This window comes from Janthinobacterium sp. BCJ23, assembly GCF_059617945.1.
The window spans coordinates 99,126-113,513 of the sequence record NZ_JCAQAW010000004.1; the positions used below are offsets into that span (position 1 = coordinate 99,126).

Annotated in this window: 15 protein-coding genes; 13 read left to right on the forward strand and 2 right to left on the reverse strand. The window is 61.3% G+C overall.

What is annotated here, in order from left to right; translation table 11 throughout:
• The first annotated feature begins 18 nt into the window (after positions 1–18).
• The 12 genes from AC54AG_RS14655 (at position 19) to cheY (ending at position 11,917) form a co-directional block, all read left to right on the forward strand.
• Positions 19–780 (forward strand): class I SAM-dependent methyltransferase, encoded by a 762-nt coding sequence (locus AC54AG_RS14655; RefSeq protein WP_496630764.1) that lies wholly within the window; start codon positions 19–21, stop codon positions 778–780.
• 218 nt (positions 781–998) lie between these two features.
• The gene (motA, locus tag AC54AG_RS14660; protein WP_034758373.1) at positions 999–1,859 is read left to right on the forward strand and encodes a flagellar motor stator protein MotA; all 861 of its coding nucleotides are present in this window, start codon (positions 999–1,001) and stop codon (positions 1,857–1,859) included.
• A gap of 58 nt (positions 1,860–1,917) precedes the next feature.
• A complete protein-coding gene (motB, locus tag AC54AG_RS14665; protein WP_034758370.1) occupies positions 1,918–2,892 on the forward strand; it encodes a flagellar motor protein MotB in 975 nt (324 codons plus the stop codon).
• Between the two features lie 46 nt (positions 2,893–2,938).
• Positions 2,939–3,487, forward strand: coding sequence for a hypothetical protein (locus tag AC54AG_RS14670; RefSeq protein WP_034758366.1), 549 nt, complete (start codon positions 2,939–2,941; stop codon positions 3,485–3,487).
• Positions 3,488–3,570: 83 nt separating this feature from the next.
• Entirely contained in the window at positions 3,571–3,936 is a 366-nt protein-coding gene (locus AC54AG_RS14675; protein WP_496630765.1) for a response regulator, read from the forward strand.
• A 43-nt stretch (positions 3,937–3,979) separates the two neighbouring features.
• The gene (gene cheA, locus AC54AG_RS14680) at positions 3,980–6,172 is read left to right on the forward strand and encodes a chemotaxis protein CheA (protein ID WP_496630766.1); all 2,193 of its coding nucleotides are present in this window, start codon (positions 3,980–3,982) and stop codon (positions 6,170–6,172) included.
• Positions 6,173–6,202: 30 nt separating this feature from the next.
• A complete protein-coding gene (locus AC54AG_RS14685) occupies positions 6,203–6,709 on the forward strand; it encodes a chemotaxis protein CheW (RefSeq protein ID WP_034758356.1) in 507 nt (168 codons plus the stop codon).
• Positions 6,710–6,904: 195 nt separating this feature from the next.
• A complete protein-coding gene (locus AC54AG_RS14690) occupies positions 6,905–8,632 on the forward strand; it encodes a methyl-accepting chemotaxis protein (RefSeq protein WP_496630767.1) in 1,728 nt (575 codons plus the stop codon).
• A gap of 70 nt (positions 8,633–8,702) precedes the next feature.
• Complete coding sequence (locus AC54AG_RS14695) at positions 8,703–9,575, forward strand: CheR family methyltransferase (RefSeq protein WP_319992604.1); 873 nt, start codon at positions 8,703–8,705, stop codon at positions 9,573–9,575.
• Between the two features lie 9 nt (positions 9,576–9,584).
• Positions 9,585–10,193, forward strand: a complete 609-nt coding sequence (gene cheD, locus AC54AG_RS14700; RefSeq protein ID WP_034758343.1) for a chemoreceptor glutamine deamidase CheD — start codon at positions 9,585–9,587, stop codon at positions 10,191–10,193.
• 107 nt (positions 10,194–10,300) lie between these two features.
• Positions 10,301–11,371 carry a protein-glutamate methylesterase/protein-glutamine glutaminase gene (locus AC54AG_RS14705; RefSeq protein WP_035826603.1) on the forward strand — a complete coding sequence of 357 codons (1,071 nt, stop codon included), beginning with the start codon at positions 10,301–10,303 and terminating at the stop codon, positions 11,369–11,371.
• 147 nt (positions 11,372–11,518) lie between these two features.
• Positions 11,519–11,917, forward strand: coding sequence for a chemotaxis response regulator CheY (gene cheY, locus AC54AG_RS14710; protein WP_026132837.1), 399 nt, complete (start codon positions 11,519–11,521; stop codon positions 11,915–11,917).
• Between the two features lie 76 nt (positions 11,918–11,993).
• Here the strand turns inward: cheY and AC54AG_RS14715 are convergent, their stop codons facing one another.
• Positions 11,994–12,746 (reverse strand): SDR family oxidoreductase, encoded by a 753-nt coding sequence (locus AC54AG_RS14715; RefSeq protein WP_496630769.1) that lies wholly within the window; start codon positions 12,744–12,746, stop codon positions 11,994–11,996.
• Between the two features lie 293 nt (positions 12,747–13,039).
• Between AC54AG_RS14715 and AC54AG_RS14720 the strand changes: the two genes are divergently transcribed.
• Entirely contained in the window at positions 13,040–13,492 is a 453-nt protein-coding gene (locus AC54AG_RS14720) for a hypothetical protein (RefSeq protein ID WP_331777652.1), read from the forward strand.
• A gap of 39 nt (positions 13,493–13,531) precedes the next feature.
• Here the strand turns inward: AC54AG_RS14720 and panC are convergent, their stop codons facing one another.
• Positions 13,532–14,371 (reverse strand): pantoate--beta-alanine ligase, encoded by an 840-nt coding sequence (gene panC, locus AC54AG_RS14725; RefSeq protein WP_034758326.1) that lies wholly within the window; start codon positions 14,369–14,371, stop codon positions 13,532–13,534.
• Positions 14,372–14,388: the final 17 nt, after the last annotated feature.

A 14,388-nucleotide genomic window follows, 5' to 3' on the forward strand; every position in this document is an offset into this window, starting at 1 on the left:
TCCTCCTTTAACTTGCCCATGCTACAACAAATCCTGCGCGCGCCCGCGCTCAAGGCCATCCTGATCCAGGTGCTGGCCTTTCCCTTGATGTTGCTATTGGTATATTGCCTGGCGCGCGCCGGCGTCGCCATGTCGCTGCCGGTCGTGGCGCTGGTGCAGGGCGTGCTGGCGGCGCTCATCACGTGGCGCGCGGGACTGGCGCGCTGGTGGTGCGCCATCGGCCTGCTGTTTGCGCCCGCCTTGCTGGCCGCCAGCCTGCTTGATTTGCCCCCGGCCGTGTTCTTGGCGGCCTTTGTTTTCCTGCTGAGCCTGTATTGGTCCACATTTCGCACGCAAGTGCCGTTTTATCCGTCGGGGCCGAAGGTGTGGCAGGCCGTGGCCGAGCTGATCGCGGACCGTCCCGGCGTGCGCCTGATCGATATCGGCAGCGGCCTGGGCGGCCTGGTGCTGGACCTGGCGCGGCGCCGGTCCGACGGGCAGTTCTCCGGCATCGAACTGGCGCCGCTGCCGTGGCTGGCAAGCCGCTTGCGCGCGAAGCTGGCGGGCAGCCGCGCGCGCTTCCTGCGCGGCGACTACGAAGCGCTCGATTTCGGCCGCTACGACGTGGTGTTTGCCTACCTGTCGCCGGCGGCGATGGCAGCCCTGTGGAGCAAGGCGGAAAGGGAAATGTTGCCCGGTAGCATGCTTCTTAGTTACGAATTCCAGATTGCGGCACGCAAGCCCGATAAGACCATCGCCGCCACAGAGGGTGGTCCTTTGCTTTACATATGGTGCTTTTAAGCAATTGTCTGCGTTATTTGCTTGCCCGTGGGGCAATCTCACGTTATTGTAGTTCCACACGGCATTTTCTCGGAATTGCGTTGAAAAGCGGGGCATTTCAATTAACTTTCGGTTACTTTTTTGCCACTGTCCTTGCCGGCGGCGCAGCCGCCAGAAGACAGGAACAGGTTTGAACATGCCGGGCACACAGGCCCGGCCATTATTGGGAGTCAGGGCACTTGTTAGTCATAATCGGATACATCATCGTTTGCGCCTCGGTCTTTGGCGGCTTCGCAATGGCCGGCGGCCATCTGGCGGCGCTGTTCCAGCCGCTGGAGTTGCTGATGATCGGCGGCGCCGCCCTGGGCGCCTTCCTTGTTGGTAACAATAACAAGGCCATCAAGGCAACGATCGCAGCCTTGCCGAGCCTGTTCAAGGGTTCGCGCTATACCAAAGAGCTGTACATGGAACTGATGTCCTTGCTGTTCGAAGTGCTCAGCAAGGTGCGCAAGGAAGGCTTGATGTCGATCGAAGGCGATATCGACAAGCCCGAGGAAAGCCCGCTGTTTTCCAAGTACCCGGCCGTGCTGGCCGACCACCACATCGTCGAATTCATGACCGATTACCTGCGCCTGATGGTGTCGGGCAATATGGACGCGTTCCAGATCGAAAACCTGATGGACAACGAAATCGAGACGCACCATCACGAAGGCGCCGTGCCGGCCCACGTGATCGCCAAGGTGGGCGATGGCTTGCCCGCGTTCGGTATCGTCGCCGCCGTGATGGGCGTGGTGCACACGATGGAGTCGGTGGGCATCCCGCCGGCCGAGCTGGGCATGCTGATCGCACACGCGCTGGTCGGCACCTTCCTCGGCATCTTGCTGGCGTATGGTTTCGTCGGCCCGCTGGCCAGCCTGCTCGAGCAGAAGCTGGAAGAGTCGAGCAAGATGTTCCAGTGCGTGAAAGTGACCTTGCTGGCCAGCCTGAACGGCTACGCGCCGGCGCTGGCCGTGGAGTTCGGCCGCAAGGTGCTGTTCTCGACCGAGCGCCCGACGTTCAACGAGCTCGAAGACCATATCAAGAAATCGAAAACGAAGTAAGCAGTGAATATACGCCTGGATACCATGAGTCATTTGCAGCACACGGAAGGGGGACGCCATGGCCGATGAAGGCATGCGCCCGATTATCGTCAAGCGTATCAAGAAGACGGCTGGCGGGCACCATGGCGGGGCGTGGAAAATCGCCTACGCCGACTTTGTCACGGCCATGATGGCCTTCTTCCTGCTGATGTGGCTGCTGGGCTCCACCTCGAAGGGCGACTTGAACGGCATTTCCGAATTCTTCAAGACGCCGCTGAAAGTGGCGATGGCAGGCGGCTCAGGCAGCGGCGAGAGCAATTCCGTGATCCAGGGCGGCGGCCAGGACTTGTCGCGCCAGGATGGGCAGGTGCGCAAGGCGCAGGAAGAGCAGCAGCGCAAATCGTTCGACCTCAATTCCGCCAAGGCCGCGCTCGAGCGCGAAGAGGGCAAGCGCCTGCAGGCGCTCAAGGCGCGCATCGAAGCGACCATCGACGCCAATCCCCTGCTGAAAAAATACAAGAACCAGTTGCTGCTCGATATCACCAGCGAAGGCTTGCGCATCCAGATCGTCGACGAGCAGAACCGTCCGATGTTTGCGCTCGCCAATGCGAATCTGCAACCGTACACCAAGGAAATCCTGCACGCGATCGGCTTCGTGCTCAATGAAGTGCCAAACCGCATCGGCCTGTCCGGCCATACGGATTCGACGCCCTACATGAGCGATGCCGGCTACAGCAACTGGGAATTGTCGGCCGACCGCGCGAATGCGTCGCGGCGCGAACTGGTGATCGGCGGCATGAAGGAAGAAAAAGTCTTGCGCGTGGTGGGCCTCGGTTCGGCCGCCCACCTGGACAAGCTCGATCCCTTCAATCCGATCAACCGGCGCATCAGTATCATCGTCATGAACAAACGCACGGAAGAAAATGTCCTGCGCGATGGTTCGGCGATCGAGCTGCCGGTGACCGATGCCGCTTCCGCCGCTGTCGCGTCAGGGCTGGCGGCCGGTGCGCCGCCCGCGGCGCCAGTCCCCGCCCCGGCAGCGGCGAAAAAATAACACGCAAGGCTGTCGACGCGTGGTGTATTGAAACAATGAGACCTTTATGACAAGAAAGAAAATACTTGGCTCGCATGTAAAGCGCCTGCTGTCTGGCGTGTCGGACCATGGCCGCAAGCACTTGACGGAGGTGGAAACCGACCTGGTGCAGACCGGCATCTTGCTGGAAGAGGCGATCGAGAAGCTGTCCTTCAATTTCATGGCGATACACGCAGCCGTCGCTGCGCAGCAAGACACCATCGCCTTGCTGCTCGACGGCGGTATTCCGGCCGAGCAGCAGCGCGAAAAACTGCTGGCGTTGCAGGATGAGGTGGGGGGCTATGTGAATGCGGCCATCACCAGCCTGCAGTTCCAGGACATGACCAGCCAGCTGATCGAGCGCACCTTGAAGCGCGTGACGGGCTTGCGCGAGTTCCTCGGGACCCTGGGCGAGCATGGCGCGGAGATGTTGCCGGAGAGCGACAATGAAGAAATTGTCGCCTTGCTGGGGCGGGTCAGCATGGCGCTGGCGATTCAAAGCCTGGAGTTGCGCAGCGTGCTGCGCAAGGCTGTCAGTCAACAGCATTTGGAAAGTGGCGACATCGAGCTGTTCTAGCATGCCAGTGCGGAGCGCTTGTGGTTGCATGGATTGATTAATCAAATACTCGGGCAGGATGCCCGGAATAAGTGGGAGCAAAGATGGCCAAAACGATACTTGCAGTGGACGATTCCAGCTCATTGCGCCAGATGGTGGCGTTCAGCCTGAAAGCCGCCGGTTACCAGGTGGTGGAGGCCGTCGACGGCCAGGACGGACTGGAAAAAGCCAAGCTGCAAACCGTGGACCTGGTATTGACGGACCAGAACATGCCGCGCATGGATGGCCTGGAACTGATCAAGCTGTTACGCGAACTGCCGACCTACCAGAAGGTACCCATCCTGATGCTGACGACGGAGTCGTCGGACGAGATGAAATCGAAAGGACGTGTCGCCGGCGCCAATGGCTGGCTGGTCAAGCCGTTCGATCCGCAACGCCTGATCGAAGTGGTCAAGAAGGTGATCGGCTGATGCCAGCCGCGCAGTGCAACGATGCAATTGACGGAGTCACCCTATGACCATCGATATTAGCCAGTTTTTTCAGGTCTTTTTCGATGAGGCCGAAGAACTGCTGGCTGAAAAAGAACGGCTGCTGCTGGCCGTTGATATTGCGGCGCCCGACGCCGAAGACCTGAATGCCATTTTCCGTACCGCCCATTCGATCAAGGGCGGCGCATCGACGTTCGGCCTCTCCGACATGAGCGAGGTGACGCACATCCTCGAGTCGCTGCTCGACCGCATCCGCCAGGGCCAGATGGCCCTGACGGCGGAACACGTCGACGCCTTCCTGGCGGCCAAGGATATCCTCAAGATGCAGCTCGACGGCCACCGTCTGGGCAGTGCCGTCGACCAGGATGCCGTGGCCAATGTGCGCATGATGCTGCAGTCGTTTTCGCAGGACGTGCCCGTGGCTGCGCTTACGCCCGTCGCACCGGCCTTCCATACGGCGGAAAAAGCCGCCGTCAGCCATGCCGGCGGCCATCGCATCCGCCTGGAACTGCCGGCCATGGAGCCGCGCGAAGTCGATGCGCTGGCGGCCGAACTGGGTTTGCTGGGCGATGTCGCCGTGTCCGCCTTGCCCGGCGCGCGCAAGGTGCTGGAAGTGACGACGCATGAAAGCCTCGATGACATCCTGGCCATCTGCTCGTTCGTGCTCAATCCCGACGACATGGTGATCACGCAAGCGCCACCACTGGCGCCAGGCGAAGCCGAAGCGGCCCGCGCGGCGCAGGAAAAAGCCCAGGGCTACGGTTTCTTCGACCCGCTGCCAGGCACGCCAGCCGCGACGGACCCCGGCTATGGCTTCTTCCAGCCGCTCGAGGATATCCGCGCCGCCGCCGGCGTGCAGAGCGACGCCGAACAGGGCTACGGTTTCTTCCAGCCCCTCGAACAGATACGCGCCGATGCCGCCAAGGCGGGCAACGCCAGCGCTGCCGCCGCGCCAGCCGTGGCTAGCGCCGTGGCCGAAGCGGAGCAGGAAAAGAAACCGGCCAAGAAAGAAGGCGACAAGGCCGGCGCCGAATCGTCGTCGATCCGCGTCTCGATCGAGAAAGTCGACCAGCTGATCAACCTGGTGGGCGAACTGGTGATTACACAGGCGATGATCGAGCAGCGCGCCAGCGCGCTCGACCCGATGCTGCATGAAAAGCTGCTCGACAGCGTCAGCCACCTGACGCGCAACACGCGCGACTTGCAGGAAGCGGTGATGTCGATCCGCATGATGCCGATGGATTTCGTCTTTTCGCGCTTCCCGCGCATGGTGCGCGACCTGGCGACGAAACTGGGCAAGAAGGTCGATTTCATCACGAATGGCGCCGCCACGGAACTCGACAAGGGTCTCATCGAGCGCATCGTCGATCCGCTCACGCACCTGGTGCGCAACAGTATCGACCACGGCGTGGAAATGCCGGCCGCCCGCGTGGCCGCCGGCAAGACCGAGGCCGGCCGCTTGTTCCTCTCGGCCAGCCACCAGGGCGGCAACATCATCATCGAGGTATCCGATGACGGCGCGGGCTTGAACCGCGAACGCATCCTGGCCAAGGCCGCGCAGCAGGGGTTGGACGTGTCCGAGACGATGAGCGACGCCGACGTGTGGCAGCTGATTTTCGCGCCCGGCTTTTCCACCGCCGAAGCCGTTACCGACGTGTCGGGCCGCGGCGTGGGCATGGATGTCGTCAAGCGCAATATCAGCGCCATGGGCGGCGTCGTCGACATCCGTTCCGCGAAAGGCTTCGGCACGACGATTTCCATCTCGCTGCCGCTGACCCTGGCGATCCTCGACGGCATGTCGATCCGAGTCGGCGACGAAGTGTATATTTTACCGCTGGGCTTTGTCATCGAATCGCTGCAGCCAGCCGTTGAAGACATCAAGGACATCAGCGGCAAGGGGCAGGTGGTGAAAGTGCGCGGCGAATACCTGCCATTGATCCCGCTGTACCAGATGTTCGACATCGCGCCGCGCTTTACCAGCCCTTCGGAAGGCATCTGCGTGATCCTCGAGACGGAAGGGCGCAAGGCGGCCCTGTTTGTCGACGACCTGGTGGGACAGCAGCAAGTCGTGGTGAAAAACCTCGAATCGAATTACCGCAAGGTGGTGGGCATTTCCGGCGCCACCATCCTGGGCGATGGCGGCGTGTCGCTGATTCTCGATGTCGCCGCCCTGATCCGTTCCTCGCGCCAGCTGGCTGACGAGTCCATTTTTTCGTAATACCGATAGATAAAGATAGGAAAACGCACCATGTCAGATACTCAACAAACATCCGGAAGCAATGCGGGCGACGGCAAGGACATCGCCGGCCGTGAATTCCTGGCCTTCACCCTGGGCTCCGAAGAGTACGGCATCGATATCCTGAAGGTCCAGGAAATCCGCGGTTACGAAGCGGTCACCCGCATCGCCAACGCGCCTGAATTCATCAAGGGCGTGATCAACCTGCGCGGCATCATCATCCCCGTGGTCGACATGCGCATCAAGTTCAATCTGGGCACGCCCGTGTACGACCAGTTCACGGTGGTGATCATCCTGAACATCGGCGGCCGTATCGTCGGCATGGTGGTCGACAGCGTTTCCGACGTCACCACCCTGACGCCCGAGCAGGTGAAACCGGCGCCGGAAATGGGCACCGCCTTCTCGACCGACTACATGATCGGCCTGGGCACCATCGACGAGCGCATGCTGATCCTGGTCGACATCGACAAGCTGATGTCGAGCAGCGAGATGGGCCTGATCGACAAGCTGGCGGCGTAAGCCACCGCATGGCAGCAAGGCGGCGCCCGGTGCGCCGCCGTTTTACCACGCAAAGAATCACTACAGATATGCATGTACCGGCGCGAATAGTATTTAGAGGCGCGCCGGCAGGCTGCAAGGTCCGACAGAGACCAGGCCACAACACGGCGCCGTCCGGTTGAACGGGCGCCGTTCACATAAATATTGGAGACTGTAATGAGTTTGCGCGATTTCAAGATAGGCACCCGGCTGGGGATAGGTTTTGGCAGCATTCTCGCCATCCTGGTGGTGGTGATCGTTTCGGCGAATGCACTGAATTACCGTAACAAGGCCCAGCTGCTCACGGGCCTGGAGCTGGCAAGCGAAAAGAATACGCAGGCGTCGCTGATGAAAAGCGCGATGCTGGAAACCGGTATCGCCATGCGCAATATCGGCTTGCAGGGCGATGTGGCCCTGATGCAGGCGGAAGAGGGCAAGGTGCGCGCGCAGCGCAAGCTGTACGACGGCGCGCGCGGCAAGCTGGCCACCCTGGGCCTGTCCGATGGCGAGAAGGCGCTGCTGGCCAATATCGCCAAGGTCGACGGCGAAGTTGATGCCGCCTTCAAGGAAGCGATGGGGCAGGTGCTGGCGTTTAACAGCGAGGGCGCGGCGAAGGTGATCGCCACCCGCATCGATCCCTTGAACAAGATGACCCTGGCCGATATCAACAAGCTGCTCGACTTGCAGCACGTGGCGCAGCAAAGCTTCATGGACGACTCGCTGGCGGCCGATGCGCGCCTGATGACGGTACTGTTCATCCTGGGCGGCGCGGCGGTGGCGATCGGCGCCTGGTGCGCCATCTTCATCACGCGCTCGATCACGGTGCCGCTGTCCGGCGCAGTGGCCGTGGCGCAGAAGGTGGCGGCCGGCGAACTGACGTCGCGCGTGGTGGTCGAAGGCAAGGATGAAACGAGCGCGCTGCAGCAGGCATTGAAGGACATGAACGAGAGCCTGGTGCAGACCGTCAGCGACGTACGCAAGGGAACGGAAACCATCACCGTAGCCTCGCGCGAGATCGCCAGCGGCAATGCGGACCTGTCGGCGCGCACGGAAACGCAGGCCAGTTCGCTCGAAGAGACGGCGTCGTCGATGGAAGAGCTGACGTCGACCGTGAAGCAGAACGCGGACAACGCGCGCCAGGCCAACCAGCTGGCCGTGTCGGCATCGTCGGTGGCGGAGCAGGGCGGCAAGGTGGTGGCGCAAGTGGTCGATACCATGGGTTCCATCAAGGACAGCTCGCGCAAGATTGTCGACATCATCGGCGTCATCGACGGCATTGCGTTCCAGACGAATATCCTGGCGTTGAATGCGGCCGTCGAAGCGGCGCGCGCAGGCGAGCAGGGACGCGGTTTTGCGGTGGTGGCGTCGGAAGTGCGCAATCTGGCGCAACGATCGGCCGGCGCAGCCAAGGAAATCAAGGGCCTGATCGGCGACTCGGTCGACAAGGTCGATGCCGGCAGCCGCCTGGTGGACGAGGCGGGGCAGACCATGGGCCTGATCGTCACGTCGATCCGGCAGGTGGCCGACATCATGGGCGAGATCACGGCGGCGACGCAGGAACAGAGCCACGGTATCGAGGAAGTGAACCAGGCCATCGCGCAGATGGACCAGATGACGCAGCAAAATGCGGCGCTGGTCGAGGAAGCGGCGGCGGCCGCCGAAAGCATGCAGGAGCAGGCGCAGAATCTGGGCGACGCCGTCAGCATCTTCAAGCTCGATGGCGAGAGCGCGGCGCAAGCGGCCATGCCCGCACCCGTGCCAGCGCCGGTAGTAAAAGCGGCGGCACGGCCGGCACCGAGTGTGGCGGCAAATACACGGCGGTTGGCACAGACGGCGCAAGCCGGCTCGCCACCGCCCGCGAAAAAGCTGGCGGCGGCCGGCGGCGACGATTGGGAAGAGTTCTAACGCCAACCCGGTCCCGCTAGTTATACTTGCAAAGGCATTGGTCAGAGTAGTCATAGAGAGGTAAAAACAAATGCCGCAAACTAAAACGGATTCGGTCAAGGAATTTGATTTCACTGGCAAGGACTTCGAACGGGTCCGCGCCATGATTTACAAGCGGGCCGGCATCGCGCTGGCCGACAGCAAGCAGGAAATGGTCTACAGCCGCCTGGCCAGGCGATTGCGCGCGACCGGCATCTCCTCGTTCGTCCGCTACCTGGATGACCTGGAAGCGGGCCGCATGGGCGACGAGTGGGAAGCGTTCACGAATGCGCTGACGACCAACCTGACGTCGTTCTTCCGCGAGGCGCATCACTTCCCGCTGCTGGCCGAGCATGTGAAAAAATTGAGCGGGCCGATCACCATCTGGTGTTCGGCCAGTTCCACTGGCGAGGAGCCGTATTCGATCGCCATGACGGTATGCGAGGCGTTCAATACGCTCACGCCGCCCGTCACCATCATCGCCACGGACATCGACACGAACGTGCTGGCCACGGCCGCCAATGGCGTCTACAACCTGGACCGGCTCGACAAGATGCCGGCCGACCGTGCGCGGCGCTTTTTCTTGCGCGGCAAGGGCGACCGCGAAGGACAGGTGCGGGTGCGCCCGGAACTGCGCCAGATGATCACCTTCAAGCCGCTCAACCTGCTGGCCGATGGCTGGCCATTGACGGGGCAGTTCGACGTCATCTTTTGCCGCAACGTGATGATTTATTTTGACAAGGCGACGCAGCGCAAGATCCTGTCGCGCTTTGTGCCACTGATGAAGCCTGATGCCCTGCTGTTTGCGGGCCATTCGGAGAATTTTCTGTACGTGTCGGATTCATTGAAGCTGCGCGGTAAAACAGTCTATGAGCTCGACCAGCCCCGGGGCGCCGCGCCCAAGGCAACGTCGCATCGTACATGAGAGTGAAATATGAGCCTGGAATCCAAAGAGCAATTCGCCACTAACGTCTATTACGACAGGACGTTCAACTGTGACGCCGCCAAGATCTTGCCTGGTGAGTACTACTTTACCAACAAGGACATGCTGATCGTCACCGTGCTCGGCTCCTGCGTCTCGGCCTGCATCCGCGACCGCGTCACGGGCCTGGGCGGCATGAACCATTTCATGCTGCCAGATGGCGGCAGCGATCCGAACAGCCCGATTTCCGCGTCGATGCGCTATGGCACCTACGCCATGGAAATCCTGATCAATGATTTGCTGAAGGCGGGCGCGCGGCGCGAGAACATGGAAGCGAAAGTGTTCGGCGGCGGCGCCGTGCTGCGCGGCTTCACGGCGATCAACGTCGGCGAACGCAATGCGGCCTTCGTCATCAACTACCTGAAAGCGGAAAAGATGCGCGTGGTGGCCGAAGACCTCAACGACATCCACCCGCGCAAGGTCTACTTCTTCCCCCGCAGCGGCAAGGTGCTGGTGAAAAAGCTGATGCAGACGCATAACGATACGCTGGTGCGCCGCGAACTCGATTACGCCAGCCGCCTCAAGGTCGCGCCGGTGGGCGGCGAAGTCGAACTGTTCTGACAAACACCCGACCAAACCTGCTGCGCGTCGCGCTGTGCGGCTTGCGGCGGTTTGTCCGGTGTACTAATTTATAAAGAATACGGGCCGCAAGGCCTGGAAGGATAACTATGAAGATCAAGGTATTGATCGTGGATGACTCGGCGCTGATCCGCAGCGTCATGACGGAAATCGTAAACAGCCAGCCCGACATGGAAGTGGTGGGCGCGGCGCCCGATCCGCTGGTGGCGCGCGAGATGATCAAGCAGACCAATCCCGACGTGCTGACCCTCGACGTCGAGATGCCGAAGATGGATGGCCTGGACTTCCTGGAAAAACTGATGCGCTTGCGCCCGATGCCGGTACTGATGGTGTCGTCCTTGACCGAGCGCGGCTCGGAAATCACCATGCGCGCGCTGGAACTGGGCGCCGTCGATTTCGTCACCAAGCCGAAGATTTCGATCCAGAGTGGCATGCGCGAGTACACGGACATGATCGCCGACAAGATCCGCGCCGCCTCGAAGGCGCGCATCCGCGCGCGCACCCTGCCGTCGGCCGGCGACAAGGTGGCCGCGCCGCTGCCTGCCCTGCGCAGTCCATTGACGTCGAGCGAAAAGCTGATCATCGTGGGCGCCTCGACGGGCGGCACGGAAGCGATCCGCGAATTCCTCATGCAGATGCCGTCCGATTGCCCCGGCATCCTGATCACGCAGCACATGCCGGAAGGCTTTACGCGCTCGTTCGCGCGCCGCCTCGATTCGCTGTGCAAGATTTCGGTGCAGGAAGCGGCAGGCGGCGAACGCGTGCTGCCCGGCCACGCCTACATCGCGCCCGGCCATTCGCACCTGACCCTGACGCGCAGCGGCGCCAACTACATGACCAAGATCGACCAGGGCGAACCGGTGAACCGCCACCGCCCGTCCGTCGATGTGCTGTTCCGTTCGGCCGCGCAATCGGCCGGTAAAAATGCCGTCGGCGTGATCCTCACCGGCATGGGCAAGGATGGCGCACAAGGCATGTTGGAGATGAAGGCCGCAGGAGCGTATAATTTTGCGCAGGATGAAGCCAGTTGCGTGGTGTTCGGCATGCCGCGCGAGGCGATCGCTGTCGGTGCTACGCATGAGGTCGGCGCTTTGACGGCGCTGCCTGGCATGGTGCTGGGACACCTGGCGGCGCATGGTATGCGTGCTTTGCGCGTGTAAGCCACGTTTTATATGATCTGAGGCAAGTTTGTTCGCCTAAAAGCAACGAAAATGCTATCCTACAACTTGCTGCCGTAGTGTCGACCATAATGTCGGCATTCATGTCGATATTATTAACAAACCGCTACAGAAACAACGGAGTTATTCATGGCTGATCCAAAGATGAAATTTTTAGTCGTTGACGATTTTTCGACGATGCGCCGCATTGTCCGGAATCTGTTGAAGGAACTGGGTTATGCCAACGTCGATGAGGCGGAAGACGGCGTGATGGGCCTGGCCAAGCTGCGCGCGGAATCGTTTGATTTCGTCGTGTCGGACTGGAACATGCCAAACATGGATGGCCTGACGATGCTGCAGCATATCCGCGCCGATCCCGCACTGGCCAAGCTGCCCGTGCTGATGGTCACCGCCGAAGCGAAAAAAGAAAACATCATCGCCGCCGCGCAAGCTGGCGCCAGCGGTTATGTCGTCAAGCCGTTCACGGCCGCGACCCTTGATGAAAAGCTGAACAAGATTTTTGAGAAGCTGGAAAAAGCCGGCGCCTGATCCAGGCTTGACCGTTATCAAGAAAAACGCTGCCCGTGCAAACCGGCAGCGTTTTTTTCGTCAGTTCGCGCCTTGCTTACACCAGGCCGCCATTCGCACGTAACGTTTGTCCATTCACCCAGCGGCCATCCGGCCCGGCCAAAAAAGCCACGGCCGCGGCGATATCGTCCGGCGTACCCAGGCGTTCAAGGGGCGCCATCTTGGCCATGCGCGCTATCGTTTCTTCCGTCTTGCCGTTCAAGAACAGGGCCGTGGCCGTGGGGCCGGGGGCGATGGCATTGACGGTGATGTTCTTGCCGCGTAGTTCCTTGGCAAAGATATTCGTCATCGTCTCGATGGCCGCCTTGGTGGCGGCGTAGACGGCATAGCCGGGCAGGGCCAGGCCGATCACGCTGGTCGAGAAATTGACGACGCTGCCGCCGTGGCGCAAGCGCGTCGCCGCCTGGCGCATGGTGTTGAAGCTGCCCTTGACGTTGATGGCGAACAGGCTGTCGAAGGTGACGTCGTCGGTCTCGGCCAGGGTGGGCAGCGCGGGCGGCATGATGCCGGCGTTGTTGAGCAGCACATCGACGCCGCCGTAAGCCGCTTCGGCCGCATCGAACAGCGCTTGCACGTCGCCCGCATCGGCCACGTTGGCCTTGACGGCGATGGCGGCGCCGCCTTCGGCCATGATGGCTGCCACCAGCTCGTCCGCCGCATCCTTGCCGCTGGCGTAGTTGACGACGACCTGGATGCCGTCGCGCGCCAGGCGGCGGGCGATGGCCGCGCCGATGCCGCGCGAGGCGCCCGTGACGATGGCTACCTTGGCAGAGTTGGATGTTGTGTTCATGGGCGTTCTCCTGTCATGGTGGGAGGCCCGCATGCTGTTGCCGCGAGCCAGTGCCATCATTTTGATCTTTATTCATGGATGGATAAAGATGGCAGTTTTGATTTCAATGTGCAAATTACATTAACAATGATGCCTGGCCTGCCTGGCGGGACAGGCAAGATCCCGCAGGTTTCAGGAGATTGCGCAAAGGAATGAAATATTTCCTAAAGTTAACTTTACACGTCAAATAATTTGGCCCATGATCGCTGCAGTATTCCACCTCTGTCCCCGACCCCGACACGAAGGAGCGCACGATGCGCCGAGCACCCGTATTATTTTTCGCCCTGAGCACGGCCCTGTTGGCGGCCTGTGGCGTGAGCCTTGAACAAACCACCGCTGCGCCTGTCGCGTCTGTCGAGATGCAGGAGCCGGCCGCGCAGCCGCCTGCCGAGGCCGATGGCCGGCATGCCTATTTGCACCGTGTGGGCGGCCAGGATTATGTCAGCCTGAGCCAGAGTGGCCCCGAGGGTGGCTTGCCCATCCTCACGGGTACGCAGCGCCATGCGCGCGCCATTCGCCTGCTGGCGGCCGATCCTGCCCAGGTACGGGCCATCCTGCGCAGCCTGAGGCTGCCTGCCAACCAGCGCAAGCTGTGGGCGGGAGAGGAAATCGTGCTCGACGCGGCCAGCTATGACATGTTGCAAGCGGCCCGCGGCAGCAACAAGCCGCTGTTTGCCGAACTGAAATTGGTAGGGATGGAGAAGTAGAGAAAGAAACGGGGCCGAATGGCCCCGTTGTGACAATGCTTAAATTTCGAGGTTGTCGATCAATCTGGTTTGACCCAGCTTGGCTGCGGCCAGCACCACCAGCGGCTCGCCGGCGGCCAGTTCGGCGGCGCTCGGTGCTTGCAGGTTGGCGCGCTTGCGCACGGCGATGTAGTCCGATTTCCAGCCGCGGCTGTTCAACAGCTGCATGCTGGCCTGTTCCAGTTCGCCCACGGCCAGATTGCCCTTGCGCACTTCCTCGGCCACGAAATTAAGTCCCTTGTACAGTTCCGGTGCTTCCGTGCGTTCGCTTTCCGATAAATACATATTGCGCGACGACAAAGCCAGGCCATCGTCCGCGCGGTAGGTTTCGGCGGCGATGATTTCCGTCGGCAGCGCGAACTGGCGCGCCATGTTGCGGATGATCATCAGCTGCTGGTAATCCTTCTTGCCGAACACGGCCACGCGCGGACCCACGCACGAGAACAGCTTGGTGACGACCGTGCACACGCCTTCGAAGAAGCCGGGGCGGAACTCGCCTTCCAGGGTATTGCCCAGGTCATCGGGCGGGCGCACGCGGTATTCCTGCGGTTCCGGGTACAGTTCCTTTTCCGTCGGCGCGAACAGCACGTACACGCCTTCCTTTTCCAGCTTGGCGATGTCGGCCGCCATGGTGCGCGGATATTTCTCGAAGTCTTCGTTCGGGCCGAATTGCAGGCGGTTGACGAAGATCGAGGCGACGACGGGGTCGCCATGCTTGCGCGCCAGGCGCATCAGCGACAGATGGCCTTCGTGCAGGTTGCCCATGGTGGGGACGAACGCCGTGCGCAGCTGTCCGCTGAGCTGGTCGCGCAATTCTTCGATGTCGGAAATAATTTTCATGGATTGCTTTCGCTAAA